25 protein-coding genes and 5 tRNA genes are annotated in these 24324 nt (G+C 65.4%); 25 read left to right on the forward strand and 5 right to left on the reverse strand.

Annotation, left to right across the window (positions count from 1 at the left end; all coding sequences use genetic code 11):
- Nucleotides 1-29: 29 nt before the first annotated feature.
- The 20 genes from ACFPOU_RS05420 to ACFPOU_RS05515 all read left to right on the forward strand — a co-directional run bounded on the left by ACFPOU_RS05420 (nucleotide 30) and on the right by ACFPOU_RS05515 (nucleotide 14998).
- A complete protein-coding gene (locus ACFPOU_RS05420) occupies nucleotides 30-518 on the forward strand; it encodes a protein YgfX (protein ID WP_379717981.1) in 489 nt (162 codons plus the stop codon).
- A gap of 194 nt (nucleotides 519-712) precedes the next feature.
- The gene (rpoE, locus tag ACFPOU_RS05425) at nucleotides 713-1315 is read left to right on the forward strand and encodes an RNA polymerase sigma factor RpoE (RefSeq protein WP_379717983.1); all 603 of its coding nucleotides are present in this window, start codon (nucleotides 713-715) and stop codon (nucleotides 1313-1315) included.
- A 220-nt stretch (nucleotides 1316-1535) separates the two neighbouring features.
- Entirely contained in the window at nucleotides 1536-1835 is a 300-nt protein-coding gene (locus tag ACFPOU_RS05430) for a sigma-E factor negative regulatory protein (protein ID WP_379717985.1), read from the forward strand.
- Nucleotides 1836-2141: 306 nt separating this feature from the next.
- Nucleotides 2142-3593, forward strand: coding sequence for a DegQ family serine endoprotease (locus tag ACFPOU_RS05435; RefSeq protein WP_379717987.1), 1452 nt, complete (start codon nucleotides 2142-2144; stop codon nucleotides 3591-3593).
- A 20-nt stretch (nucleotides 3594-3613) separates the two neighbouring features.
- Nucleotides 3614-3880, forward strand: coding sequence for a glutaredoxin family protein (locus ACFPOU_RS05440; protein WP_379717989.1), 267 nt, complete (start codon nucleotides 3614-3616; stop codon nucleotides 3878-3880).
- Nucleotides 3881-4194: 314 nt separating this feature from the next.
- A complete protein-coding gene (gene lepA / locus ACFPOU_RS05445; protein ID WP_379717991.1) occupies nucleotides 4195-5988 on the forward strand; it encodes a translation elongation factor 4 in 1794 nt (597 codons plus the stop codon).
- Nucleotides 5985-6902 carry a signal peptidase I gene (gene lepB, locus ACFPOU_RS05450; RefSeq protein WP_379717993.1) on the forward strand — a complete coding sequence of 306 codons (918 nt, stop codon included), beginning with the start codon at nucleotides 5985-5987 and terminating at the stop codon, nucleotides 6900-6902. Before lepA ends, lepB begins: the two co-directional genes overlap by 4 nt.
- A 32-nt stretch (nucleotides 6903-6934) precedes the next feature.
- Nucleotides 6935-7339 (forward strand): DUF4845 domain-containing protein, encoded by a 405-nt coding sequence (locus ACFPOU_RS05455; protein ID WP_379717995.1) that lies wholly within the window; start codon nucleotides 6935-6937, stop codon nucleotides 7337-7339.
- A gap of 188 nt (nucleotides 7340-7527) precedes the next feature.
- Nucleotides 7528-8334, forward strand: coding sequence for a ribonuclease III (rnc, locus tag ACFPOU_RS05460; protein WP_379717997.1), 807 nt, complete (start codon nucleotides 7528-7530; stop codon nucleotides 8332-8334).
- A gap of 7 nt (nucleotides 8335-8341) precedes the next feature.
- Nucleotides 8342-9358 carry a GTPase Era gene (gene era / locus ACFPOU_RS05465; protein WP_379717999.1) on the forward strand — a complete coding sequence of 339 codons (1017 nt, stop codon included), beginning with the start codon at nucleotides 8342-8344 and terminating at the stop codon, nucleotides 9356-9358.
- Between the two features lie 24 nt (nucleotides 9359-9382).
- On the forward strand, nucleotides 9383-10180 hold the full coding sequence (gene recO, locus ACFPOU_RS05470; protein WP_379718001.1) for a DNA repair protein RecO: 798 nt from the start codon (nucleotides 9383-9385) through the stop codon (nucleotides 10178-10180).
- Nucleotides 10181-10204: 24 nt separating this feature from the next.
- Nucleotides 10205-10975, forward strand: coding sequence for a pyridoxine 5'-phosphate synthase (locus ACFPOU_RS05475; protein WP_379718003.1), 771 nt, complete (start codon nucleotides 10205-10207; stop codon nucleotides 10973-10975).
- Nucleotides 10972-11376 carry a holo-ACP synthase gene (gene acpS, locus ACFPOU_RS05480; protein WP_379718005.1) on the forward strand — a complete coding sequence of 135 codons (405 nt, stop codon included), beginning with the start codon at nucleotides 10972-10974 and terminating at the stop codon, nucleotides 11374-11376. Before ACFPOU_RS05475 ends, acpS begins: the two co-directional genes overlap by 4 nt.
- 298 nt (nucleotides 11377-11674) lie before the next feature.
- Nucleotides 11675-13519 carry an excinuclease ABC subunit UvrC gene (uvrC, locus tag ACFPOU_RS05485; RefSeq protein WP_379718049.1) on the forward strand — a complete coding sequence of 615 codons (1845 nt, stop codon included), beginning with the start codon at nucleotides 11675-11677 and terminating at the stop codon, nucleotides 13517-13519.
- Between the two features lie 219 nt (nucleotides 13520-13738).
- On the forward strand, nucleotides 13739-14317 hold the full coding sequence (pgsA, locus tag ACFPOU_RS05490; RefSeq protein WP_379718007.1) for a CDP-diacylglycerol--glycerol-3-phosphate 3-phosphatidyltransferase: 579 nt from the start codon (nucleotides 13739-13741) through the stop codon (nucleotides 14315-14317).
- Between the two features lie 88 nt (nucleotides 14318-14405).
- Nucleotides 14406-14481: transfer RNA gene (locus ACFPOU_RS05495), tRNA-Gly, on the forward strand.
- 74 nt (nucleotides 14482-14555) lie between these two features.
- Nucleotides 14556-14631, forward strand: a tRNA-Gly gene (locus tag ACFPOU_RS05500).
- A 38-nt stretch (nucleotides 14632-14669) separates the two neighbouring features.
- Nucleotides 14670-14745 (forward strand) — tRNA-Gly (locus tag ACFPOU_RS05505).
- Between the two features lie 27 nt (nucleotides 14746-14772).
- A tRNA-Gly gene (locus ACFPOU_RS05510) sits at nucleotides 14773-14848 on the forward strand.
- Nucleotides 14849-14924: 76 nt separating this feature from the next.
- Nucleotides 14925-14998: transfer RNA gene (locus tag ACFPOU_RS05515), tRNA-Cys, on the forward strand.
- 166 nt (nucleotides 14999-15164) lie between these two features.
- Here the strand turns inward: ACFPOU_RS05515 and ACFPOU_RS05520 are convergent.
- Together ACFPOU_RS05520 and ACFPOU_RS05525 are read right to left on the reverse strand one after the other, a co-directional pair.
- The gene (locus tag ACFPOU_RS05520; RefSeq protein ID WP_379718009.1) at nucleotides 15165-16331 is read right to left on the reverse strand and encodes an ABC transporter substrate-binding protein; all 1167 of its coding nucleotides are present in this window, start codon (nucleotides 16329-16331) and stop codon (nucleotides 15165-15167) included.
- A gap of 87 nt (nucleotides 16332-16418) precedes the next feature.
- Complete coding sequence (locus ACFPOU_RS05525; protein WP_379718051.1) at nucleotides 16419-17864, reverse strand: aldehyde dehydrogenase; 1446 nt, start codon at nucleotides 17862-17864, stop codon at nucleotides 16419-16421.
- A 169-nt stretch (nucleotides 17865-18033) separates the two neighbouring features.
- Between ACFPOU_RS05525 and ACFPOU_RS05530 the strand changes: the two genes are divergently transcribed.
- Nucleotides 18034-18375 carry a hypothetical protein gene (locus ACFPOU_RS05530; protein WP_379718011.1) on the forward strand — a complete coding sequence of 114 codons (342 nt, stop codon included), beginning with the start codon at nucleotides 18034-18036 and terminating at the stop codon, nucleotides 18373-18375.
- Between the two features lie 50 nt (nucleotides 18376-18425).
- Here ACFPOU_RS05530 and ACFPOU_RS05535 read toward each other — a convergent pair whose 3' ends face one another.
- On the reverse strand, nucleotides 18426-18743 hold the full coding sequence (locus tag ACFPOU_RS05535) for a plastocyanin/azurin family copper-binding protein (RefSeq protein WP_379718013.1): 318 nt from the start codon (nucleotides 18741-18743) through the stop codon (nucleotides 18426-18428).
- Nucleotides 18744-18753: 10 nt separating this feature from the next.
- The gene (locus ACFPOU_RS05540) at nucleotides 18754-19287 is read right to left on the reverse strand and encodes a DUF4142 domain-containing protein (protein WP_379718015.1); all 534 of its coding nucleotides are present in this window, start codon (nucleotides 19285-19287) and stop codon (nucleotides 18754-18756) included.
- Between the two features lie 355 nt (nucleotides 19288-19642).
- On the opposite strand from ACFPOU_RS05540, the gene ACFPOU_RS05545 reads away from it, so the two are divergent.
- Entirely contained in the window at nucleotides 19643-20749 is a 1107-nt protein-coding gene (locus tag ACFPOU_RS05545; RefSeq protein ID WP_379718017.1) for a porin, read from the forward strand.
- Between the two features lie 33 nt (nucleotides 20750-20782).
- On the opposite strand, the gene ACFPOU_RS05550 is transcribed toward ACFPOU_RS05545, so the two are convergent.
- Entirely contained in the window at nucleotides 20783-21637 is an 855-nt protein-coding gene (locus ACFPOU_RS05550) for an IclR family transcriptional regulator domain-containing protein (RefSeq protein WP_379718019.1), read from the reverse strand.
- Nucleotides 21638-21804: 167 nt separating this feature from the next.
- On the opposite strand from ACFPOU_RS05550, the gene ACFPOU_RS05555 reads away from it, so the two are divergent.
- The 3 genes from ACFPOU_RS05555 to pcaF are packed head-to-tail and all read left to right on the forward strand — an operon-like array spanning nucleotide 21805 to nucleotide 24324.
- Nucleotides 21805-22470 (forward strand): 3-oxoacid CoA-transferase subunit A, encoded by a 666-nt coding sequence (locus ACFPOU_RS05555; RefSeq protein WP_379718021.1) that lies wholly within the window; start codon nucleotides 21805-21807, stop codon nucleotides 22468-22470.
- Nucleotides 22467-23105 carry a CoA transferase subunit B gene (locus tag ACFPOU_RS05560; RefSeq protein WP_379718023.1) on the forward strand — a complete coding sequence of 213 codons (639 nt, stop codon included), beginning with the start codon at nucleotides 22467-22469 and terminating at the stop codon, nucleotides 23103-23105. The genes ACFPOU_RS05555 and ACFPOU_RS05560 overlap by 4 nt, the downstream gene beginning before the upstream one ends.
- Nucleotides 23106-23121: 16 nt before the next feature.
- Entirely contained in the window at nucleotides 23122-24324 is a 1203-nt protein-coding gene (pcaF, locus tag ACFPOU_RS05565; RefSeq protein ID WP_379718025.1) for a 3-oxoadipyl-CoA thiolase, read from the forward strand.

Raw genomic sequence — 24324 nt, forward strand, 5'->3', positions numbered from 1 at the left:
GTTCCGTTTTATTTTTCCCTTCTTATTTCGTGTCCATTGCCGTCTCCGCACGTGTCGCGCCGTCACGCCGTTTGCGCGCGGGCCTGCTGTCGTTCGCGCTGCTGCAATTCGCGGCAGCCTTTAGCGTCGGCATCCTGTTGCCCGAACGCGTGGCCGGTGCGGCCTTCTGCGCCGCTTTTTTCCTGCTTGCAGCGCTCTGTTCCCTGCACGGATGGGCAGGCGCGACAAAGACGCACCGGATTGATGTATCTGGAACCGGCGCCATCGGCCTGACGGTACAACAGGAGGTGGGAGCCGATCCGCTGGCGTCCGCTGCTACCGTCGTGACGCTGTTGCCGGCAACACTCATCTGGCCGTCGATGCTGCTCCTGCATCTGGCCGAAGAAGGTGGCGCCAGGCATATCGTCCCGGTCCTGCGCGACAGCCTCAGCCCCAGCGAGTACCGAGCGCTGCGCGTTGCCATCGGCACCCTGTCCGGGCGCGAGGAACGGGCAGCAACGACTATCGAAATACTTTGAACTTATTGCAGCTGGCCAACTCTCAGTGTGGGAGAGGTCCGGGCAACCGCAGCGAGCGAAAGGGTAGTTGACCGCGTTCCCATGGGGACCATGCGCGCTGTACTTCAGTACAGCGCGTTGCGCAGGTCGACGAACCGACGCGCAGTAGGTTGATCGGGCCGCTCCGGCCTGCCGCGAGATACGGGACATGGTCAGTGACGACAGAACGCGAGGGTGATCAACTGCTGGTCGAACGCGTCCAGGCCGGCGACAGGCACGCATTCGACCTGTTGGTGGCGAAGTATCAGCGCAGGCTGATGCGCCTCGTGTCGCGCCTCGTGCACGACCCTGCCGAAGCCGAGGACGTTGTACAGGAAACGTTTATTAAAGCGTTTCGTGCCCTGCGCCATTTTCGAGGCGAGTCCGCGTTTTATACTTGGCTTTACCGGATAGGAATTAACACCGCGAAGAATTATCTCGTCACACAAGGCAGGCGTGCACCCACCTCTACCGAAGCAGATACCGAACGTGCCGAAGCGTTTGACGATGCCGATAGTTTGCGTGACATAAACACGCCGGAATCAGTGTTAGCCAGTAAGCAGATCGCGTACACGGTGAATGCGGCGATGGAAGCGCTTCCGCTTGAATTGCGAACAGCGATTGTTCTACGCGAAATTGAGGGGTTGAGCTACGAAGAAATCTCTGAAGTGATGGCCTGCCCGATCGGCACGGTGCGCAGCAGGATTTTTCGCGCGCGCGAAGTCATTGCCGAAAAATTGAGGCCCTTGCTCGATTTTCCAACTGATAAGCGCAAGTAGCTGGCCTGGTTGGATCACGCGCAACGCGGCAAGCAGTCACCGTGTTCGAGGGAGGCGCCGGGTCGGCGGCCGCCCGCGTCGGGGCGCATTGCATCCTGCCTCTCCGCACGCAGCTGCCGGAGGCGCAGGGCGCCCGGGGCTCCCAGCCGACAGGCAGCAGCTTGACCGCGGTTCGTGCCACCCTGGACAAATTTGGATCACACAGCTACTGGAACGACAGATGGACACGAACAAAAAAAACCGCGAACGTATTTCCGCCCTGAGCGACGACGCGTTGCCGAAAGATGACCATGAGCTGGCGTGCGCAGCCCTGCGCACGGCCGACGGTACGGCAGCCTGGAAAGTCTATCACCTGATCGGTGATGCATTGCGCACGGGAGAGTCCGCCGATCTCTCGCCCGGCTTCGCGGCACGCCTTTCCGCGCGCCTGGCGGCCGAGCCGCTCCACCCGCGCCGCGCGCCGCCCGAACTCGAACACGTCCAGGTGCACGCGCTGGCGGCGTCGACGCCATCTTCCTGATTTCCCGGCTACCGGCGCGCCATGCGCCGGCGCCGGCCCGCTGCCTCCGGCCGGGCAGGCACCGCACCGATTCGCCGTGGCAGCCGTCGCTGGCCGTCCGTCCGCCGTGCCGCCCCGCTAGCCGGGCGGCCGAATAGCCGATGCCACGCCTTCGGCGCCGCATGGCGCCGACGTCCTTCCTCTCCCCGCGTTGTGCCTTGCCGTTTTGCGCGCCGCCGCCGCGGCGCCGCTCCCCTGCGCATGCGCGACAAGACACCGGTTTTTGGCTTACCATTACGTCAATTCCGTCCTCACCTCCTGACTCCCATGACAAGCAAAATAAACGCTCACATCGTCCTGTCGGCCCTGCTGTTGGCGTGTGCCGGCCTGTCTGCCTCCCCAGTGGCCGGCGCCGCCGCGCCGGTCCCGACGCCGGTCGTGACGGGCTTGCCCGACTTTACCGACCTGATCGACAAGGCCGGCCCGGCGGTCGTGAATATCCGCACCACCGAGCGCGTGCGCCTGGGGCAGGGCGGACCGGGCGAAGAAGAAATGCAGGAATTCCTGCGCCGCTTCTTCGGCCAGCCCATCCCGCGCCGCCGTTCGCCTCAGCCGCAGCAGGAGGAGCAGGAAGTGCAGCGCGGCGTCGGCTCCGGCTTCATCGTTTCCGACGACGGCTATGTGCTGACCAATGCCCACGTGGTCGACGGCGCCGATGAAGTCACCGTCACGCTGACCGACCGCCGGGAATTCAAGGCCAAGGTGCTCGGTTCGGACCGCCGCTCGGACGTCGCGCTGCTGAAGGTGAACGCGACCAACCTGCCTTACCTGCGCACCGGCGACTCGAGCAAGATCCGGGTCGGCGAGTGGGTGATCGCGATCGGTTCGCCCTTCAACCTCGACAACACCGTAACTGCCGGCATCATCTCGGCCAAGTCGCGCGACACCGGCGAATACCTGCCGCTGATCCAGAGCGACGTCGCCGTCAATCCCGGCAATTCGGGCGGTCCCCTGATCAACATGCGCGGCGAAGTCATCGGCATCAACTCGCAGATCGCCACGCTCTCGGGCGCCTACAACGGCATCTCGTTCGCGGTGCCGATCGACGAAGTCATGCGCGTGGCGGACCAGCTGAAAAAGACGGGGCGCGTCACGCGCGGGCGCCTGGGCGTGCAGATCGCGGAAGTGACGCGCGACGTGGCCGAGTCGCTCGGCCTGGGCAAGGCGCGCGGCGCCGAGGTGTCGATGGTCGAGCCCGGCGGACCGGCCGAGAAAGGCGGCATCAAGGTCGGCGACATCATCCTGAAATTCAACGGCCAGCCGATCGAAACCACGCGCGACCTGCCGCGCCTGGTCGGCGCGGCGAAGGTCGGCACGCGCGCCACCGTCACCGTCTGGCGCCGCGGCGCCCAGCTCGACGTGCCGGTCACGATCGTCGCGCTGGAAGACGACAAGGCCGCCGCCGCCAAGCCGCAGCCGAACAAGCCGGCCCCGGGCGCGGCGCCGAACGCGCTGGGCCTGGCGGTGTCGAATCTCACGGCCGAGCAGCGGCGCGCCTTGCGGATCGAGGGTGGCGTGGTGGTCGAGGCCGCCGAGGGCAGGGCGGCCAGCGCCGGCCTGCGCGCGGGCGACCTGATCCTGCAGATGAACAACGTCGAGATCAAGGACGCGACCCAGTTCAACGCGCTGGCCGGCAAGCTCGATCCGAAAAAGAGCGTGGCGGTGCTGGTGCGGCGCGAGAACGTCACGCAATACCTGGTCATCAAGCCGGTCAAGTGATGCGCTCGACGCCGCGCCTTATGCCGCGCTTTACTTCGCACTTCACGCTGTACTCGCGCAGCTATTGCCACCTGTGCGAGGACATGCTGGCGGCGCTCCAGGCCCTCGCGCCGGCCGGGCACGCCTTCGAGGTCGACGTCATCGATGTCGACGCCGACCCGGCGCTGGTCGAGCGCTTCGACGAGCTGGTGCCGGTGCTGTACGGCCGGCTCGACGAACCCGAGCTGTGCCACTACTTCCTCGATGCAGGGGCAGTGCAGCGTTATCTCGAGCGCCAGCCGGCCTGAATTGGACGGGAAACCCGTCCGCCCCGGGTTGCGCCGGCACGGCATGCGCCCATGCATGGCGCATGCCGTGCCGGCGGCGGCGGCCGCCCAATTTCTCAGAAACCGGGCTTTCTACCCTGAAATCCGGTAAAATGCCTGGCTTGGAGAAGCTATTGTCGCCGGCATGAGCTGATCACATTGATCTTGGTTGATATAAGGCGCTCGCCTGGGGAGGAACAGCCCCACACGAAGCGCCTTTTTCGTATTGCGCCTGCAGTTTGCGGCGCCGCCCGTTCCCGCTGCGGCTTCGCCCCTTTTTGGTTTGAGCTTTGTTAATGAACAACATACGTAACTTCTCCATCATCGCCCACATCGACCACGGCAAATCGACCCTGGCCGACCGCATCATCCAGCTTTGCGGCGGCCTGTCGGACCGCGAGATGGACGCGCAGGTGCTCGACTCGATGGATCTGGAACGCGAGCGCGGCATCACCATCAAGGCGCAGACCGCTGCCCTGCACTACAAGGCGCGCGACGGCCAGGTGTACAACCTGAACCTGATCGATACACCGGGCCACGTCGACTTCAGCTACGAAGTGTCGCGCTCGCTCTCGGCCTGCGAGGGCGCGCTGCTGGTGGTCGACGCCTCGCAAGGCGTGGAAGCGCAAACCGTCGCCAACTGCTACACCGCGCTCGACCTGGGCGTGGAAGTGGTGCCGATCCTGAACAAGATCGACTTGCCGCACGCCGATCCCGACAACGCCAAGAAGGAAATCGAGGACGTCATCGGCATCGATGCCTCCGAGGCGACCACCTGCTCGGCCAAGACCGGGCTGGGTGTGGAAGACGTGCTGGAAGACCTGATCAAGCGCGTGCCCCCGCCCAAGGGCGACGTCGACGCGCCGCTGCAAGCCCTGATCGTCGATTCCTGGTACGACTCGTACGTGGGCGTCGTCATGCTGGTGCGTGTCGTCAACGGCACCCTGCGCCCGAAGGACAAGATCCTGCTGATGGCCACCGGTTCGCAGAACCTGGTCGAGAACATCGGCGTCTTCACGCCGCGCTCGGTTTCGCTGCCGACGCTGTCGGCCGGGCAGGTGGGCTTCGTCATCGCCGGCATCAAGGAATTGAAGGCCGCGAAAGTGGGCGACACGGTGACCCTGGCGAACCGTCCCGCCGCCGCGCCGCTGCCCGGCTTCAAGGAAGTCCAGCCACAGGTGTTCGCCGGCTTGTTCCCGGTCGAAGCGAACCAGTACGACGCGCTGCGCGATTCGCTGGAAAAGCTCAAGCTCAACGACGCCGCCCTGATGTACGAGCCGGAAGTGTCGCAGGCGCTGGGCTTCGGCTTCCGCTGCGGCTTCCTCGGCCTGCTGCACATGGAAATCGTGCAGGAACGCCTCGAACGCGAGTTCGACATGGACCTGATCACGACCGCTCCGACCGTGGTGTACGAAGTCGAGATGCGCGACGGCAGCATCATCCGGGTCGACAATCCGTCGAAGATGCCGGAGCCGTCGAAGATCAACGAAGTGCGCGAGCCGATCGTCGACGTCAATCTCTACATGCCGCAGGAATATGTCGGCTCGGTGATGACGCTCTGTAACGGCAAGCGCGGCGTCCAGATGGACATGGCCTACCACGGCCGCCAGGTCAAGCTGCACTACGAAATCCCGATGGCCGAAATCGTGCTCGACTTCTTCGACCGCCTGAAGTCGACCTCGCGCGGCTATGCCTCGATGGACTACGAGTTCAAGGAATACCGTTCGGCCGACGTGGTCAAGGTCGACATGCTGATCAACAGCGAGAAGGTCGATGCGCTGGCGATCATCGTGCACCGCGCCAATGCGCCCTACCGCGGACGCCAGGTGGCGGCCAAGATGCGCGAACTGATCCCGCGCCAGATGTTCGACGTGGCCATCCAGGCGGCGATCGGCGCGACCATCATCTCGCGCGAGAACGTCAAGGCGCTGCGCAAGAACGTGCTGGCGAAGTGCTACGGCGGCGACATCAGCCGCAAGAAGAAACTGCTTGAGAAACAAAAAGCCGGTAAGAAACGCATGAAACAGGTCGGTTCGGTGGAAATTCCACAGGAAGCCTTCCTCGCCATCCTTCAAGTGGAAGATAAATGAACCTGCAACCGATCCTGGGGAATTTCGCACTCATTCTGTTCGTACTCATGGTGGCCACGGGCGTGGTCTGGTTCTGGGATGTGCTGGTCCTGGCCAAGCGGCGCCGCGCCGCGGCCGACGCCGCCCTGGCCGAGTACGACGCCCGCACGGCCAAGCTGCTGGCCGACGGCATCAAGGTCGACAGCAACGGCAACCGTGCGGCGATCGAGGCGGCGCACCTGCGCCAGCCGACCTGGGTCGAGTATTCGGGCAGCTTCTTCCCGGTGATCGCACTGGTGTTTTTCCTGCGATCATTCCTGTGGGAGCCGTTCAAGATCCCGTCGAGCTCGATGGTGCCGACCTTGCTGGTGGGCGACCTGATCCTCGTGAACAAGTACACCTACGGCATTCGCCTGCCGATCATCAACAAGAAGATCGTCCAGTTGAACGATCCGCAGCGTGGCGACGTCATGGTGTTCAAATACCCGAAGGACTTGAGCCAGGATTACATCAAGCGTGTCATTGGTGTGCCTGGCGACAAGATCACTTATGAAAACAAGCGCCTGACGGTGAACGGCGTGCCGGTGCAGTACACGGCGCTGGACGACTACCTGGACGACGAACGGCCGGTTTACCACAAACAGTTCGTCGAAAAGCTGCCGGGCAGCGAGCACCGCATCCTGAACACGGAACCGGCGCGGTCGTTCAACCTCGACGGTGTGGAGAACTTCCCGCAGCGCGAGGCTTGCGACTATTCCTATGACAAATTTACCTGTACTGTACCGGCAGGCAACTACTTCATGATGGGCGACAACCGCGACAACAGCGCGGACAGCCGTTACTGGGGTTTTGTTCCCGACAAAAACATTGTCGGCAAGGCATTCCTGGTGTGGATGAACTTCGGCGATCCGAAGCGCATCGGCAGCATCCGGTAATGCGCCGTTTCGACCCCCGTCAAGGAGTAGTCATGACCCACCGTGAACAGGTTTTTCCGGGCAAGCAGCAGGGCCTCTCGCTGACCGCGCTGATCCTGGTACTGATGGTGTTCGGCTTGTTCGCCCTGCTGGCGATCAAGATCGTGCCGTCTTTCCTCGAATACCGCGCCGTACGTGACGGCGTGACGCGCGCAAAGGCGGCCGGCGGCAGTTCCGCCGAGATGCAAAAGACGTTCGACAAGTTTGCCGAAATCAACGATATCGAGACCATCCGGGGCCGCGACCTCGTCATCAGCCGCGACAGCGAGACCCCGGAAATCAGTTTTGCCTACGAAAAGCGCATTCCCCTGACCGCGCGCGCCACCCTGGTCATCGATTACGATGGCACGACCGACCCGCGCGGCGTCGTGGCCGACAAGGCAGGCGACGCGAACTGATCCACTGTCCGGCCTGCACGCGGCCGGGATGGCCGTGCAGGGCGCCCGTGGACAGGCCCCGCCCGCCGCCGGCCCCTGTCCACGGGCGGCGCGGATGCGGCCGAATCACCATGGCGCGCGCCGTCCGGCGTCGTCCAACCGAGCAGGAAACGCCGCCTTCGCGGCGCCCGTACTACAATACATCGACAATGAATCTTCAGTTATTGCAAACGCGCTTGGCGTATACGTTCCGGGATGCTGCCCTGTTGCAGCAGGCCCTGACACACCGCAGCCATAGCAGCCTGCATAACGAGCGTCTCGAATTCCTTGGCGACTCGATCCTGAACTGCGTCGTGGCCTCGATCCTGTACGAACGCTTCAGCCACCTCGACGAAGGCGACCTCTCGCGCCTGCGCGCCAATCTGGTCAAGCAGCAGTCGCTCTATGAGATCGCCCAGAAGCTCGAACTGTCGCAGTTCCTGCGCCTGGGCGAGGGCGAACTCAAATCGGGCGGCTTTCGGCGTCCGTCGATCCTGGCCGACACGCTCGAGGCGCTGCTCGGCGCCATCTTCCTGGACGCCGGTTTCGATGCCGCGCGCGACACCATTCGCGCCTTCTATATTCCGCTGCTCGACACGGTCGACCCGAGCACGCTCGGCAAGGACGCCAAGACCCTGCTGCAGGAATTCCTGCAAAGCCGCAAGATTTCTCTGCCGACCTATAACGTGATCGCCACCCATGGCGCCGCCCACAGCCAGGAATTCGAGATCGAATGCCTGGTGCCCAAGCTCGGCATCCAGGTATTCGGGCGCGGCGGCAGCCGCCGTGCCGGCGAACAGGCCGCCGCCCGCCTGGCGCTCGAGACGGCCGAACAGGCATTGCGCAAGACCCCGGCCGCCGGCCGCAAGGCCAAGCCGCGTGCCGCCCAGCTCAAGCTGGCCGGCATCGCCACCATCCAGGGCGACGGCGAGGCATCCGCCCCTGCCGCCGCCGTCGCCCCTACCAAACAGGCATGAACGAAGCATGAATACCGAACAGAATCCCGCCGACCAGCACGAGACGCATACGAAAGACGGGGACGGGCCTGCGGACAAGCAGGGCGTCGACGTCAACGCTTTCTTCAACGACCGCACCGACGCCAGCAAGGGCACCTCGGTCGAGGGCTTCCGTTGCGGCTATATCGCCATCGTCGGCCGCCCGAACGTGGGCAAGTCGACGCTGATGAACGTGCTGATCGGCGCCAAGGTGTCGATCACCTCGCGCAAGGCGCAGACCACGCGTCACCGCATCACCGGCATCCAGACCCATGACGACGCCCAGTTCATCTATGTCGACACGCCTGGATTCCAGACCCGTCATGCGAACGCGCTGAACAAGACGCTCAACAAGACTGTCTCGAACACGCTGACGGCCTCGGACGCCGTGCTGTTCCTGGTCGAAGCCGGCACTTTCGGCCCGGCCGACCAGCAAGTGCTGGACCTGCTGCCGAAGAACGTGCCGGTCATCCTGGTCATCAACAAGTCCGACCGCATGAAGGACAAGGCGGCCCTGATGCCGTTTGCCCAGAAAGTGGCGAGCCTGCGCGACTTCACGGCCATCGTGCCGGTGTCGGCCAAGATGCGCTTCCAGGTCGACGCCCTCGAGCGCGAGATCCGCAACCACCTGCCGGAAAATCCGCCCGTGTTCGGACCGGACGACATCACCGACCGCAGCGAGAAATTCCTGGCCGCCGAGATCGTCCGGGAAAAGGTATTCCGCCTGCTGGGCGACGAGCTGCCGTACACGAGCACGGTGATCATCGAACAGTTCCTGCAGGAGGGCAATCTGCGCCGCATCTTCGCCGCCATCCTGGTCGAGCGCGATACCCACAAATCGATGATCATCGGTAACAAGGGTGCGCGCCTGAAAGAGATCTCGACCCAGTCGCGCCTGGACATGGAAAAACTGTTCGGCGGTCCGGTGTACCTGGAAATCTGGGTCAAGGTCAAGTCCGGCTGGGCCGACAACGAGGCCGGCCTGCGCGCCTACGGCTACGAGTAAGCACCGGAGGCCGGACCGCATCGCATGACGAGCCTCGACGCCCACCTCGCCGCCACCGCGCCGGCACCCGACGGTCCCGCGCCGGCGCGGCGCAGCCGTGTCTCCGCCGGCAATACGCGGGTGAATGGCCAGCCGGCATTCGTGCTGCACAGCTATCCCTACAAGGAAACGAGCCTCATCGTCGATTTGTTCACGCGCGATTACGGGCGTATCGCGGTCGTGGCCAAGGGAGCGAAGCGGCCGCTGTCGAAACTGCGCGGCGTGCTCCAGACCTTCCAGCCGCTGTCGGTCTCGTGGAGCGGCAAGTCGGAATTGCGCACCCTGATCGATGCCGAATGGGTCGGCGGCATGCTGCCGATCGAGCGCACGGCCTTGCTGTGCGGCTTCTATCTGAATGAATTGCTGGTCAAGCTGATCGCGCGCGACGATCCGCACCGTGCCTTGTTCGATCACTACATTGCGACGCTCAACGAGCTGGCGCATGACGAGCCGGCACAAATTGCCTTGCGAAAGTTCGAACGGGCCTTACTTAAGGAAACAGGCGTTGCCGCCGACCTGAAACGCTCGACGACCACCCGCGAGACGGTCGACGCCGCGCTCGACTACGTGGTCGACCCCGAGAAGGGCGCGCGCGAGGCGCGCGTCTCGGACGTCTGGCCCGTCGTCACCGGCAAGACCCTGCTCGACATGGAACGCGAAGACTATGCCGATCCCAGCACGCAGGCGCAGAGCAAGCAGTTGATGCGCTTCCTGCTCGCGCACCACCTGGGCGGCGTGCCGCTCAACACCCGGCAGATTTTGATTGACCTGATGCAGCTGTAGCAATCCAACCGACTCCAGACCACCATGAGCTTCCTGCAACCCGTTGGCCAGGTCATCGACCTGGGCGTGAATATCGACCACATCGCCACCGTGCGCAATGCGCGCGGCACCGTCTATCCCGACCCGCTGCGCGCGGCCTTGCTGGCCGAGCAGGCCGGCGCCGACCTGATCACGCTGCACCTGCGCGAAGACCGGCGCCATATCAGGGATGCCGACGTGCTGGCGCTGCGCCCGCAACTGGCCACGCGCATGAACCTGGAAGCGGCCGTGACCCGGGAAATGGTCGACTTCGCCTGCCGGGTGCGCCCGCAGGACGTGTGCCTGGTGCCGGAGCGGCGCGAGGAAGTCACCACCGAAGGCGGCCTGGACGTGATCCGCTACTTCAAGGAAGTCGAGGCGGCGGTCAGGCAGCTCAAGGGCGAGGGCATCCGCGTCTCGCTCTTCATCGATGCCGACGAGGCGCAGATCGGCCCCGCCGCGGAAACGGGCGCGACCGTGATCGAGCTGCATACCGGCCGCTATGCCGAGGCCGAAGGCGAGGCGGCGCTGGCGGAACTGGGACGCATCAGGATGGGGGCCGCCGCCGGCGTGCGCAAGGGGCTGGTGGTCAATGCCGGCCATGGCCTGCATTACACGAACGTGCAGGCGGTGGCCGCGATCGGCGACATTACCGAACTGAACATCGGCCACGCGATCGTCGCCCACGCGCTGTTCGCAGGCTGGGAAAACGCCGTGCGCGAGATGAAGGCGATCATGGTCGCAGCGCGCCTGGGCGTGACGCCGGGGGCGACATGATCTACGGTATCGGCACCGACATCGTCCAGATTTCACGTGTCGAAGCCGCGCTCGCGCGCAGCGGCGAGCGTTTCGCCGACAAGATCCTCGGCCCCGAGGAGCTCGAGAAATACCATGCGCGGCGCGCGCGCAGCGACGTGCGCGGCCTGCGTTTCCTGGCCACGCGCTTCTCGGCCAAGGAAGCGTTTTCGAAGGCGATCGGCCTGGGCATGCGCATACCGATGACCTGGCGCGCGGCCCAGGTGCTCAACGCCCCGAGCGGCAAGCCGACCATCGTGTGCAGCGGCGCGCTCGCCGAGTTCATGCGCGCGCACCGCTTGAGCGCCCAGGTGACGATCAGCGACGAAGCCGATTACGGCGTCGCCTTCGTGATCGTGACCCAGGACGCGCCGACACCGTAAGCAAACCTACGCAAATGAATCGCAAGTGACCAAGGACGTGCAAACTACCGCGCCGCCGGACCAACCGGCGCCCGGCAACGATGTTGCCGACAATGCCCATCGGGCGGCCGAAGCGCCGGTGCCCTACGCGGCGGCGGGCGCCGCCGTGCCCGCGCCGCCCGCCGGGAACGCGCCGGCGCGCCCGCGCGTGGCCGGCGGCCAGCCGGCCGCCGCGGCCGCGCCGCGTGTCCGCCCCGACGCCTGGCAGGCCGTCAAGGAAGAGCTGAGCTCGACCCTCAGGGAAGACGCCGCCGAGCCCGTGAAACCGGCCCCCTCGGCGCGCGAACAGGTGCTGGCGACGGTGGCCAGGCTGCCGGACCTGCCGGGCGTGTACCGCTACTTCGACGCCAACCAGAATGTGCTGTACGTCGGCAAGGCGCGCAACCTCAAGAAGCGGGTATCGAGCTACTTCCAGAAGAACCTGTCGAGTCCGCGCATCGCCATGATGGTGTCGCAGATCGCCGGCCTGGAAACCTCGGTCACCCACAGTGAAGCCGAAGCCCTGATCCTGGAAAACAACCTGATCAAGGCCTTGAAGCCGCGCTACAACATCCTGTTTCGCGACGATAAGTCCTATCCCTACCTGAAGATCACGGGCGGCGACTTCCCGCGCATGGCCTATTACCGCGGCGGCCTGGATCGCAAGAACCAGTATTTCGGCCCTTTCCCGAGTGCCTGGGCGGTGAAGGAATCGATGCAGATCCTGCAAAAGGTCTTCATGCTGCGCACCTGCGAGGACAGCGTGTTCGCCAACCGCACGCGGCCCTGCCTGCTGCACCAGATCGGCCGCTGCAGCGGGCCTTGCGTCGACCTGATCGACAAGGACACGTACAAGGTGGACGTCGAGAACGCCGCCAAGTTCCTGCGCGGGCGCCAGACCGAAGTGATGGAAGACCTGCAGCACAAGATGCAGGGCTTTGCCGAAAAGCTGATGTTCGAGCAGGCCGCCGCCGTGCGCAACCAGATCCAGTCGCTCTCGCGCGTGCTGCACCAGCAGAGCATGGAGACGACCGGCGACGCCGACGTCGACATCATCGCCGTGGTGGTGCAGGGCGGGCGCGCCTGCGTCAATCTCGCCATGGTGCGCGGCGGGCGCCACCTGGGCGACCGCGCCTATTTCCCGACCCAGGTCGGCGAAGCGATCGCCGAGATGTCGATCGAATGCGAAGTGCTGGCCGCTTTCCTGGTCCAGCACTACATCGACAAGTTCATTCCCGGCTGCCTGATCCTGAACATCGAGTTCGACCAGCCGGAACTGATGGTCGCGCTGACCGAGCAATGCGGGCACCGGATCAACCTGATTTTCCAGCCGCAGGGCCAGCGCCGCCAGTGGCTTGAGCTCGCTCAAAAGGGTGCGGAGATCTCCCTGGCGCGCCTGTTGTCTGAACAAGGGTCGCAGCAGTCGCGCACGCGCGCCCTGGCCGAAGCCCTGTCGCTGGACGCGGCGGACCTCGACGCCTTGCGCATCGAATGCTTCGACATCAGCCACACGGCGGGCGAGGCGACGCAGGCATCGTGCGTGGTGTTCCATCATCACGCGATGCAGAACTCGGAATACCGGCGCTACAACATCAGCGACATCACGCCCGGTGACGACTACGGCGCCATGCGCCAGGTGCTGATGCGCCGCTACGAAAAAGTCGCCGGCGGCGACGGCGTCATGCCGGACGTGGTGCTGGTCGACGGCGGCAAGGGCCAGGTCGAGATGGCGCGCCAGGTGCTGTCCGAACTGGGGCTCGACATCGGCCTGATCGTCGGCGTGGCCAAGGGCGAGGGCCGGCGCGTCGGACTCGAAACCCTGATCTTCGCCGACGGACGCGCGCCACAGGAACTGGGCAAGGAATCGGCCGCGCTGATGCTGGTCGCCCTGATCCGCGACGAGGCGCACCGCTTTGCCATCACCGGCATGCGCGCCAAGCGCGCCAAGACGCGCCAGGCCTCGCGCCTGGAAGAGATCGAAGGCATCGGCGCGAAACGCCGCCAGCGCCTGCTGGCGCGCTTCGGCGGCCTGCGCGGCGTGGTCGACGCCAGCGTGGAAGACCTGTGCAAGGTCGAGGGGATTTCGACCGCGCTGGCGGAAGAGATCTATCGGCAACTGCACTGATGGCCATGCGACGGCCCGATTCTGCCTGTACCGGCCGTGCATTCCGGTGTCCAGGCGGCCCTTGGCCGCCATGCCAGCTGCGTGCACGCGTATCGAAGGTAAAAATCGGCATCCCGGCAGGCCATTCATGGCCCTGCCGAGCTCAACTGGTTTAAAAAGCAAACCCCATGTAGACTAGCGGCGCACGCTTTTTTCAACGGTAAGCCAGATCACGCCCTTATGCCTTTCAACATCCCGATTCTCCTGACCTGGTTACGTGTAGCACTCATTCCCCTCGTTGTCGGCGTCTATTACCTTCCCACCCCCTGGCTGCCGGTTGCCGATCGCAACCTGGCGGCGACCCTGGTCTTCATCGTGGCCGCCATTACCGACTGGTTCGACGGCTTCCTCGCGCGGCGCTGGAACGAAACCTCGGCCTTCGGCGCCTTCCTCGACCCGGTGGCCGACAAGCTGATGGTGGCCGGCGCGCTGCTGGTGCTGATCCAGCTCGACCGCGTCAACGCCATCATCGCGTTCATCATCATCGGCCGCGAAATCACGATTTCGGCGCTGCGCGAATGGATGGCCGAAATCGGCGCGCGCAAGTCGGTCGCGGTCAGCTCGCTGGGCAAGGTCAAGACGGCCGCCCAGATGGCCGCGATCCCGCTGCTGCTGTTCCACGATGCTCTGCTGGGGGTCGACACCCACTTCTGGGGCTCGGTCCTGCTGTGGGTGGCGGGCGTGCTTACGGTATGGTCGATGTTCTACTACTTGCGCCGGGCGTGGCCGGTGATCAAGGAGAAGGGCGGGAATCTGTAAGATTAATTCTCTGTCATCCTTGACGTACGGATCAGATCATCTATAATGCTTGCCTGTTGTGACGACATCGCAGCAAACGACAGACAAAGCGGGAGTAGCTCAGTTGGTAGAGCGCAACCTTGCCAAGGTTGAGGTCGAGAGTTCGAGACTCTTCTCCCGCTCCAGGTTCGCACGAGTCGGCAGTAACAGTTGTCTTGGAAATCGTCATGCTTTCTGCGATAATTGGTGGTTCCAGAATGCGGGAGTAGCTCAGTTGGTAGAGCGCAACCTTGCCAAGGTTGAGGTCGAGAGTTCGAGACTCTTCTCCCGCTCCAGTTATCTGGAGCAGCAGTAAACAAGAATCACACTCCATGCGGGAGTAGCTCAGTTGGTAGAGCGCAACCTTGCCAAGGTTGAGGTCGAGAGTTCGAGACTCTTCTCCCGCTCCATGCAGCGTGTTCGGTGGTAACTCCTAAGCGGGAGTAGCTCAGTTGGTAGAGCGCAACCTTGCCAAGGTTGAGGTCGAGAGTTCGAGACTCTTCTCCCGCTCCAGAATTCAGAGAAGAACTTGCTTCTCATGTTGATGTGGAACATAACCGTCCAGCTCAACAGTCGTACGATACCTACTGGCGAGGTAGCAAAGCGGTTATGCAGCGGCCTGCAAAGCCGTCTAGACGGGTTCGACTCCCGTCCTCGCCTCCAGAACAAAGCAAAAATCGCCCGCGAGGCGATTTTTGCATTGTCGATCCCCGCCCGAATCCCTTGTTGCGCCAGCTCGCACCGGTGCATCGAAGCGCGCATGAAACAAGGATCGTCGCGGCGCCGCCTGCGGGCCGCCAGCGCGGCGCGCCGGCGGCGGGCGCGGCGCTCAGTCCGGCATCACGTCCCTGAGGGTGCCGAGCGGCTGGTTCACCAGCTTGCCGTCGACGCGTCTGACCTCGCGAATGTACATGTTCTGCACGATGTCGCGGGTGGCCGGGTCGATGCTGATCGGTCCGCGCGGGCTGTTCCACTTCATGCCCGACAGCGTCCTGACGGCCGCGTCGCCCGTCACCTTGCCGTTCAGTTTGCGGATGGTTGCATAGATCATGCCCATCGTGTCGTAGGCGGCCACCGTCACGAAGGTCGGCGGCGGACGGTTCGGGTGCGCGTCGGCATAGGCCTTCAGGAAGGTCTTGTTGGCGTCGTTGTCGAGCGCCGTCGAGTAGTTCAAGACCGTCACCGCGCCCAGCGCGCGCTCGCCCAGCGCTTCCAGGGTCGGCGAATCGCTCGTCATGTCGCCCACCCCGAGGAACTTGATGCCGGCCTTGTCCAGCCCCTTGTCGCTGTAGGCTTTCAGGAGGCCGATGCCGTCTTCAACGCCCGGCGCGAAGAAGAACAGGGCGTCCGGCTTCTCGTCCTTCACGCGCTGCACGAAGGGCGAGTAATCGGGATTGGCCAGCGGCGTGCGCGCAGACCCGACGATCTTGCCGCCGCCCTCGGTAAAGCTCTTGGCAAACAGTTTTTCCGCATCGTGCCCGGTGCTGTAGTCGGCGACCAGCGAATAGACGCGGCCGATCCTGTTTTGCGCGGTCCAGGTGCCGAAGGGTTCGGTCATCTGCCGCATCGTCATCGAGGTGCGCAGCATGTAGGGCGACCTGGCCGTGATGCCGGTCGTGACGGCGTTCATGACGATCATCGGCACCTTGGCCTGGGTAGCGACCGGGGCCACGGCCAGCGCGCTCGGCGTGAGCGAGAAGCCGACCAGGAAGCTGACCTTGTCGCGCGCCACCAGCTCTTGCGCGGCGCGCTTGGACAGTTCGGCATTGCTGCCGCCGTCGTCGCGATAGATGATCTGGATCTTCTTGCCGGCCACGCTGTCGCCATGCAGTTTCATCCATGTCCTGATGCCGTCTTCGAAGGGCTTGCCGATGTTGACGAAGGGACCGGTCAGGGCGGCGACGACGCCGATCTTGATGGTCTCCTGCGCATGGGCGGGGGCGCTGGCGAAAGGCAGGACGGCGAGGCCGATGCGGGCGAGGGTCTTGAGTGTCATGCTGTCTTCTTGTCGTGATGGAGGCAGGCCGCGGACATGCATGCCGCGACGATCAGGTAGGGAGCGGTTCGGTCGTCCATGAGGGCATCAGATGGGGAAGTGGCGCGGCGTGGTCTGGACCGTGATCCAGCGCAGGTCGGTGAACTCGGCGATCGCCGCCTTGCCGCCGAAGCGCCCGTAGCCGCTGCCCTTGACGCCGCCGAAGGGCATCTGCGCCTCGTCGTGCACGGTCGGGCCGTTGATGTGGCAGATGCCCGATTCGATGCGCTGGGCCACCGCCATCGCGCGCCCGATGTCGCGGCTGAAGACTGCCGACGACAGGCCGTATTCGCTGTCGTTGGCCATCCGGATCGCTTCCTCGTCGCTGTCGAAGCGCAGCACCGAGACGATCGGCCCGAACGACTCTTCCTGGTACACCAGCATCTCGGGCGTGACGTCGTCGACGATGGCCGGCTGCATGACGTTCCCGACCACGCCGGCGTCCGCCTGCGTGACCCTGGCGCCGCGGCGGCGTGCGTCGTCCAGCATCGCCTGCACGCGGCTGGCCGCGCCCGGGTCGACCATGCCGGCCAGCGGCGCGCCGGCGCGGGCCGCCTTCAGCGTCGCGGTCTTGGCCGCCAGCTTGGCGACGAAGCCTGGCGCCACCTTGCGGTCGACCAGGATGCGGTCGGCCGACATGCAGATCTGGCCCTGGTTGAAGAAGGCGGAAAACGCCGCCGCTTCCACGGCCGCGTCGAGGTCGGCGTCGTCCAGCACCACGATCGGGTTCTTGCCGCCCAGTTCCAGCAGCGCCGGTTTCAGGTGCCTGGCCGCCTGCTCGGCGACGATGCGGCCGACCCTGGTCGAACCGGTGAAGTTCACCCGGCGCACGGCGGGCGCGGCGATGAGGCGCTCGACGATGCGGGCGGCGTCGCCGGGGGCGTGGGTGATGACGTTGACCACGCCTTCCGGGAAACCGGCATCGACGAACACCTGGCCGATCAGGCGGTGCAGGGCGGGGCACAGCTCGGATGCCTTCAGGATCACCGTATTGCCGCAGGCGAGCGGCATGGCGAGCGCGCGCGTGCCGAGGATCACCGGCGCATTCCACGGCGCGATGCCGAGCACCACGCCGCACGCCTGGCGCACGCCCATGGCGAGCAAACCCGGCACGTCCGAGGGAATGACTTCGCCCGCGATTTGCGTCGTCATGGCGGCCGCTTCGCGCAGCATGTTCGAGGCCAGCGTCACGTTGAACTGGTACCACGTCGGCGCGCCGCCGGCTTCGGCCACGGCGGTGTCGACGAACTGGCCGCGCAGCGCTTCCATCCGGTCGGCCGCCTTCGACAGCAGCGCGCGGCGCGCCCCCGGGGCCATGGCCGACCAGGCGGGGAAGGCCGCTTGCGCGGCCGCGACGGCGGCGTCGGCATCGTCGAGGGTGGCGGCGGCGGCCTGCGTGGCGATCTCGCCGGTGGCGGGATTGCGGCGCTCGAAGACGGCGCCGTTCGACGCGGGACGGGCCTGGCCGTTCAATAACAAGTCTGCTTGGAACATCAAGGGTCTCTCCTCAAACTGGATTGGAAGGCGGCCGGCCTGCAGCGGGTGCCCGCGCCGCCATGATTATGCCGTGCATGCACGGTATTGTGGACGCTTGTCCGCCTGCGGGCCAGGCTGGATGGATTTGCCGTGCAAAACCGTCCGGGCGCTCCGGTATAGTGGAGGCATGCCATCTTCCGCCACTTACCCCGGTACCCCCGACGGCCGCTACTTCATCGTCAAGGGCCGCCTCTGGCGCGCCAGCAATCCCGGTCTTGCGCCCGAGCTGCGTCAACGCCTGGTCGACCAGTTGATGACGGCGCGGCGCCAGGTCGGCCTGGCCATGAAGGCGGGCGACGTGGAAGCCGAACGCCATGCCCGCGCCGCCGTCGACGCGGCCAAGCAGGCCCTGGGCGAACGCGGTCCGGTCTGGTGGACCGATGGCGCGCCCGACTACAACCGGCGCATGGTCGGAAACACGCCCTACGCGGCCTGGTATGCGGCACTGCCGCCGCACGGCGCCGGCTGAGCCGCGCGCCGCGCAGGCACGTCGACGACAGGACCGATGGCCGCGCGGGCTCATTTCACGACCAGCACCCCCGTCATCGTCCGGTGCAGCGTGCACAGATAGGCATGGCGCCCGCGCTTGGCAGCCCGGAACGTCCACGCCGCGCCCGCCGCGATATCCGGCGAAGCCGGGCCGCCCTTGTCCGCCCTGGCGTTGTGCGGAAACGGATCCTTGTTGCGCCACACCACCGTGTCGCCCCGCTCGACCTCGAGCGTCTGCGGAACGAAGCGCAGGCCTTCGATCACGATCGTATGCACGGCCGCGCAGGCAGGCGCGTGCAGCGCCAGGCCGAGCACGGCGGTCGCGGCGGCGCGCGCGGGCAGCTTCACGCCGGGGACCCTACTGCAGCGAGGCCTGGAGCTTCTTCGCATGCTCGAGATGGGCGACGAAGGCCGGCCGCGTCTTGACCAGCAAGTCCTTCAGCTCGGGGTTCTTTGCGTTCGGTATCAGGGTCTTGTCGAGCGCGTCGATGACGCTCTGGTGGTAAGTCACTTCCTGGTCGACATAGGCCTTGTCGAAGTCCTTGCCCTTCAGGGTCTTGAGCTTGGCGATGTTGTCGGCCCCGCCTTGCTTGAGGGTCTTGGCCAGCTCGCTGTCGGTCGGCGTCACCTTCAGTTTCTTCACCAGCGCGCTGGCCTGCTTGTTGACGCCGGCATGGTCGGTCACCATCTGCCTGGCGAAGCCGCGCACCTCGGCATTGCCGGTCGTCTTGCGGGCCAGCTTGCCGGCGTCGATATCGACCGTGTTGGCGGCGACGACGATGCCGGCGATCTGGGCGTCGTCGGGTGTCGCCTGGGCAAAGGCGGCGTTGCCGCCCAGGGCGAACAGGGCAGCCAGGAAGGCTGTCATCAGGGTATGGGAAAAATTCTTCATCACATGCTCCTTGGTCGAGAAAGGGGACTTCCCGGGTTTAGACGCGCCATCGGGCCGCGCGTTGCATCGAATTGGCGCCATGCGCGCGGGCGTGTCCCGTGCACCCATGCCGGGCAGCAAGGGACGCGCGCGGTCCCGCAGGCAAGGGGCCGCACGGCCCCGGCCAACGGCAGCCTCTGCTTGCCGTCGTCGGCAAAGGGACGGGGGCAGGGCCGCGTGTCGGGAACGCCACTGCGCCACGGCCCTTCAGCATCTTGTTGACAAGCTTCCGGGACGACTCTAGTATCCATAGACCGTTCGATTAACAACCTATTGTTCGATAATCGCACAAACTATCGTAATACACGGAGACCCCATGAAGAACACCATCTGCAGCGCCGTCGCGCTGATGTGCGGCCTGGCCGCCGCGTCGATCGCCACCCCCTCCCGGGCCCAGACCGCGGTCCAGGTCTACGGTATCGTCGACAGCGGCATCGCGCACCTGACCAATACCAACAGCGCGGGCGACTCGGTCACCAAGATCCCCTCGCTCACCAGCTCCTTCCCGTCGCGCATCGGCTTGCGTGGCACCGAGGATCTGGGCAATGGCCTGCAGGCTTTCTTCGTGCTGGAAAACGGTCTCGCGCTCGATACCGGCGTGGCCCAGCAGGGCGGCCGCATCTTCGGCCGCAATGCCAATGTCGGCCTGAAAGGCGCGTGGGGCACGCTGACCCTGGGCCGCCAGCAGAACATGACCTATATCTCGGGCCTGAAGACCGACGTGCTGGGACCGAACCTGTTCGCCATCGGCAGCATCGATCCCTACCTGCCGAACGCGCGCAGCGACAATGCGATCGGTTACCTGGGCAACTTCAAAGGCGTCGTGCTGGGCGCGACCTACAGCTTCGGGCGCGACGCGTCCGCCGCCGGCGGTCCGGCCGCCACCAATTGCGCCGGCGAAGTGGGTGGCAATTCGAAGGCCTGCCGCCAGGTTACCGGCCTGATCGGTTACGAGACCCGGAATTGGGGCGTGAACACGTCCTGGGACCAGCTGCGCGGCAATACCGGCGCCGCCGGCGGCCTGACCAGCAGCATCCACACCGACGTGCGCCGCACCGTCAACGGCTACCTGATGCTGGGCACGACCAAGCTGGGGGCCGGCGTGATCGTGCGCGAGACCAACGCCAATCCGGCGACCGGCTTGTCGAAGTCGAACCTGTTTTATGCCGGCGCCAGCCATCCCTTCGGCTCCTTCGTGCTCGACGCCCAGGTCGCGCGGCGCGACACGAAGAATTCGGGCAACGACGTCGACCTGCTGGTGGCGCGCCTGAGCTATGCGCTGTCGAAGCGGACATTCGTGTACGGCGCGGTGGGCCGCATGGACAACGACGGCGTGTCGGCGGTGGCGCTCGATGCGGGCGGCACGGTGGGCGCGGGCCTTGCCCAGAACGGCGCGATGCTGGGCCTGCGCCACCACTTCTGATGGCGACGGGGCGCCAGGGCGAAATGTCCCCGCCTACGGCAGCAGCACCGACAGTTCCTGCGCGCCGCGCTGCAGGATGGGCAGGAACTCCTGGCGCATGCGCGCCTGGCTGACGCGGCTGGCCTGGGCGCCGACGTTGAGCGCGGCCAGCACTCGGCCGGAGGCGCCGCGCACCGGCACCGCGATCGAGCGCAGGCCCAGTTCCAGCTCTTCGTCGTTGATCGCATAACCGTCCCGGCGCACCTGCGCCAGGATCTCGCGCAGGCGCTTCTGGCTGGTCACCGTCTTGTCGGTCATGGGTTTGAGCTTGACCTTGGCGAAATAGGCGTCCAGCGCGTCCGGATCCAGGTGCGCCAGCATCACCCGTCCCAGCGACGTGCAGTAGGCCGGCAAACGGCTGCCGGTATTCAAGGTCACCGACATCACGCGCGAGGCCGCCGAGCGCGCCACGTAGAGCACCTCGCGATCTTCCAGCACCGCCAGCGAGCACGATTCGCCGAGATCGCCGCTGATGGCATTCAGGTAGGGCTGGCTGGAGACGGTCAGCGGCGTCGACGACAGGTAGGAGTAGCCGAGGGTCAGCACCTTCGGGCGCAGCGAAAAATTGTTCAGCTCCGCGTCCACATAGCCGAGTTGCTGGAGCGTATACAGGCAGCGGCGCACGGCGGCGCGCGGGATGCCGGTCTTCTGGCTGATCTGGGCGATGGTCTGCGGCTTGCGCGAATCGCTGAAGGCCTGCACGACGGCGAGGCCGCGCGCCAGCGAAGTCATGAAGCTGGGGTCGGTCAGGGCATCGATTTGCTCGGCGATCGTCGGTTCGCGTTCTTCGGCATTGCCGGCCCCGTCGGCTCCCGCCGAGACGGCCGCTTGCTTGGTCAAATTGGTCATGGCGCGATTTTAAAGCAGGGGAGCACGCTTCGATCGGTCTTTTTTCTTGACCTGTGGGTCGGCATGCTACTACACTAGGTTGGGCGGTAATCAATCATTAGTTCGATTATCGAACATTGGCTATCAAATTTCAAGTGCGTCATGCGGCGCGCGCAAGGATGGGAGACATGATCGATAAAACCTATGAATCACTGGAGCGTGCCGTCGCCGACGTGCACGACGGCGCCACCGTCATGATCGGCGGCTTCGGCAATGCCGGCATGCCGGCCCAACTGATCGACGCGCTGATCGCGCAGGGGGCGCGCGAGCTCACGATCGTCAACAACAATGCCGGCAACGGCGACTCGGGCCTGGCCGCCTTGCTCGCCGCCAGGCGGGTGCGCAAGATCATCTGCTCCTTCCCGAGGCAAAGCGACTCGCACCATTTCGACGCCCTGTACCGCGCCGGCGAGATCGAGCTGGAACTGACGCCGCAAGGCAACCTGGCCGAGCGCATCCGCGCCGCCGGCGCCGGCATCGGCGGCTTCTTCACGCCCACCGGCTACGGCACCCTGCTGGCCGAGGGCAAGGAGACGCGCCTGATCGACGGCCGCCATTACGTGCTAGAGTCGCCGATCCACGCCGACTTCGCGCTCATCAAGGCCTTGAAGGGCGACCGCTGGGGCAACCTCGTCTACCGTAAAACGGCGCGCAACTTCGGCCCGATCATGGCGATGGCGGCCAAGGTCACGGTCGCCCAGGTGGCCGGGATCGTCCCGCTCGGCGAACTCGATCCGGAAAACATCGTCACGCCCGGCATTTTCGTGCAGCGCGTGGTGAAGGAGACAGCATGAACCATTACACACGCGACCAGATCGCCGCGCGCGTCGCGCAAGACATTTTCGAAGGCGCCTATGTCAACCTCGGCATCGGCTTGCCGACCAAGGTGGCCAATTTCCTGCCCGCCGGCCGCGAAGTTTTCCTGCACAGCGAAAACGGCCTGCTCGGGATGGGCCCGGCGCCGGCACCGGGCGAAGAAGACGACGACTTGATCAATGCCGGCAAGCAGCCGGTCACGATCCTCACCGGCGGCGCCTATTTTCATCATGCCGACTCGTTCGCGATGATGCGCGGCGGCCACCTGGACATCTGCGTGCTCGGCGCCTTCCAGGTGTCGGAAAAGGGCGATCTCGCCAACTGGCATACCGGCGCGCCCGATGCGATTCCCGCGGTGGGCGGCGCGATGGACCTGGCGCTGGGCGCCAAGAAAGTCTTCGTGATGATGGACCACCAGACCAAGGGCGGGGAGAGCAAGATCGTCCCCGCCTGCACCTACCCGCTGACCGGCGTGGCCTGCGTCAACCGCATTTATACGGACCTGGCCGTGCTCGACGTGACCGCGGACGGCCTGCGTGTCGTCGAGATGGCGCCGGGCCTCACCTTCGACGCGCTGCAAGCCGCCACCTCCGCGCCCCTGCTGGCGCCCTGAACCCGAGAGGATGATCATGACCGATGCATTTATCTGCGACGCGATTCGCACCCCGATCGGCCGCTACGGCGGCGCCCTGAAAGACATGCGCGCCGACGACCTCGGCGCCGTGCCGCTGCGCGAACTCATGAAGCGCAATCCCGGCGTCGACTGGACGGCCGTCGATGACGTGATCTACGGCTGCGCCAACCAGGCCGGCGAGGACAACCGCAACGTCGCGCGCATGGCGTCGCTGCTGGCGGGCCTCCCGCTCGAGGTGCCGGGCACCACCGTGAACCGCCTGTGCGGCTCGGGCATGGACGCGATCGGCATCGCCGCGCGCGCCGTCAAGTCGGGCGAGACGCAACTGATGATCGCCGGCGGCGTCGAATCGATGACGCGCGCGCCCTTCGTGATGGGCAAGGCCGACAGCGCCTTTTCGCGCCAGGCGGCGATCTACGACACCACCATCGGCTGGCGCTTCCCGAACAAGCAGATGAAGCACCTGTACGGCACCGATTCGATGCCGGAGACGGCCGAGAACGTCGCCGTCGACTACCGCGTCTCGCGCGAGGACCAGGACAAGTTCGCGCTCGCGAGCCAGCAGAAGACGGCGCGCGCCCAGCGCGAAGGCCTGTTCGATGAAGAAATCGTGCCGGTCCTGATCCCGCAAAAAAAAGGCGACCACGTGGCCTTCGCGCAGGACGAGCATCCGCGCGAGACCAGCATCGAGGCGCTGGCCAGGCTCAAGGGCGTGGTCCATCCCGACGGCTCCGTCACCGCGGGCAATGCCTCGGGCGTCAATGACGGCGCCTGCGCCGTGCTGATCGCCAGCGCGGACGCCGCCAGGCAGCACGGCCTGAGGCCGCGCGCGCGCATTGTCGGCATGGCCACCGCCGGCGTGGCGCCGCGCGTGATGGGCATCGGTCCGGCGCCGGCGACGAAAAAACTGATGCGCCAGCTCGGCATGTCGCTCGACCAGATGGACATCATCGAGCTCAACGAAGCGTTCGCATCGCAAGCCCTGGCCGTGCTGCGCGAACTCGGCATTGCCGACGACGATCCGCGGGTCAACCCCTGCGGCGGCGGCATCGCGCTCGGCCATCCGCTGGGCATGAGCGGCGCCCGCCTGGTGACGACGGCCATGGTCCAGCTGCACCGCAGCGGCGGGCGCTACGCGCTGTGCACGATGTGCATCGGGGTCGGACAGGGCATCGCGATGGTGATCGAACGCGTGTGA

The sequence above is a fragment of the Massilia jejuensis genome (genome assembly GCF_042656795.1).
Taxonomy (GTDB): domain Bacteria; phylum Pseudomonadota; class Gammaproteobacteria; order Burkholderiales; family Burkholderiaceae_D; genus Telluria; species Telluria jejuensis.

Excerpts from the sequence above, each read along its gene's own strand:
- ACFPOU_RS05430 (WP_379717985.1), top strand. The coding sequence starts at position 1,536 with ATGGACACGAACAAAAAAAACCGCGAACGTATTTCCGCCCTGAGCGAC.
- ACFPOU_RS05435 (WP_379717987.1), top strand. The coding sequence starts at position 2,142 with ATGACAAGCAAAATAAACGCTCACATCGTCCTGTCGGCCCTGCTGTTG.
- ACFPOU_RS05440 (WP_379717989.1), top strand. The coding sequence starts at position 3,614 with ATGCCGCGCTTTACTTCGCACTTCACGCTGTACTCGCGCAGCTATTGC.
- lepA (WP_379717991.1), top strand. The coding sequence starts at position 4,195 with ATGAACAACATACGTAACTTCTCCATCATCGCCCACATCGACCACGGC.
- lepB (WP_379717993.1), top strand. The coding sequence starts at position 5,985 with ATGAACCTGCAACCGATCCTGGGGAATTTCGCACTCATTCTGTTCGTA.
- ACFPOU_RS05455 (WP_379717995.1), top strand. The coding sequence starts at position 6,935 with ATGACCCACCGTGAACAGGTTTTTCCGGGCAAGCAGCAGGGCCTCTCG.
- rnc (WP_379717997.1), top strand. The coding sequence starts at position 7,528 with ATGAATCTTCAGTTATTGCAAACGCGCTTGGCGTATACGTTCCGGGAT.
- era (WP_379717999.1), top strand. The coding sequence starts at position 8,342 with ATGAATACCGAACAGAATCCCGCCGACCAGCACGAGACGCATACGAAA.
- recO (WP_379718001.1), top strand. The coding sequence starts at position 9,383 with ATGACGAGCCTCGACGCCCACCTCGCCGCCACCGCGCCGGCACCCGAC.
- ACFPOU_RS05475 (WP_379718003.1), top strand. The coding sequence starts at position 10,205 with ATGAGCTTCCTGCAACCCGTTGGCCAGGTCATCGACCTGGGCGTGAAT.
- acpS (WP_379718005.1), top strand. The coding sequence starts at position 10,972 with ATGATCTACGGTATCGGCACCGACATCGTCCAGATTTCACGTGTCGAA.
- pgsA (WP_379718007.1), top strand. The coding sequence starts at position 13,739 with ATGCCTTTCAACATCCCGATTCTCCTGACCTGGTTACGTGTAGCACTC.
- ACFPOU_RS05520 (WP_379718009.1), bottom strand. The coding sequence starts at position 16,331 with ATGACACTCAAGACCCTCGCCCGCATCGGCCTCGCCGTCCTGCCTTTC.
- ACFPOU_RS05525 (WP_379718051.1), bottom strand. The coding sequence starts at position 17,864 with ATGTTCCAAGCAGACTTGTTATTGAACGGCCAGGCCCGTCCCGCGTCG.
- ACFPOU_RS05530 (WP_379718011.1), top strand. The coding sequence starts at position 18,034 with ATGCCATCTTCCGCCACTTACCCCGGTACCCCCGACGGCCGCTACTTC.
- ACFPOU_RS05540 (WP_379718015.1), bottom strand. The coding sequence starts at position 19,287 with ATGAAGAATTTTTCCCATACCCTGATGACAGCCTTCCTGGCTGCCCTG.
- ACFPOU_RS05545 (WP_379718017.1), top strand. The coding sequence starts at position 19,643 with ATGAAGAACACCATCTGCAGCGCCGTCGCGCTGATGTGCGGCCTGGCC.
- ACFPOU_RS05550 (WP_379718019.1), bottom strand. The coding sequence starts at position 21,637 with ATGACCAATTTGACCAAGCAAGCGGCCGTCTCGGCGGGAGCCGACGGG.
- ACFPOU_RS05555 (WP_379718021.1), top strand. The coding sequence starts at position 21,805 with ATGATCGATAAAACCTATGAATCACTGGAGCGTGCCGTCGCCGACGTG.
- ACFPOU_RS05560 (WP_379718023.1), top strand. The coding sequence starts at position 22,467 with ATGAACCATTACACACGCGACCAGATCGCCGCGCGCGTCGCGCAAGAC.
- pcaF (WP_379718025.1), top strand. The coding sequence starts at position 23,122 with ATGACCGATGCATTTATCTGCGACGCGATTCGCACCCCGATCGGCCGC.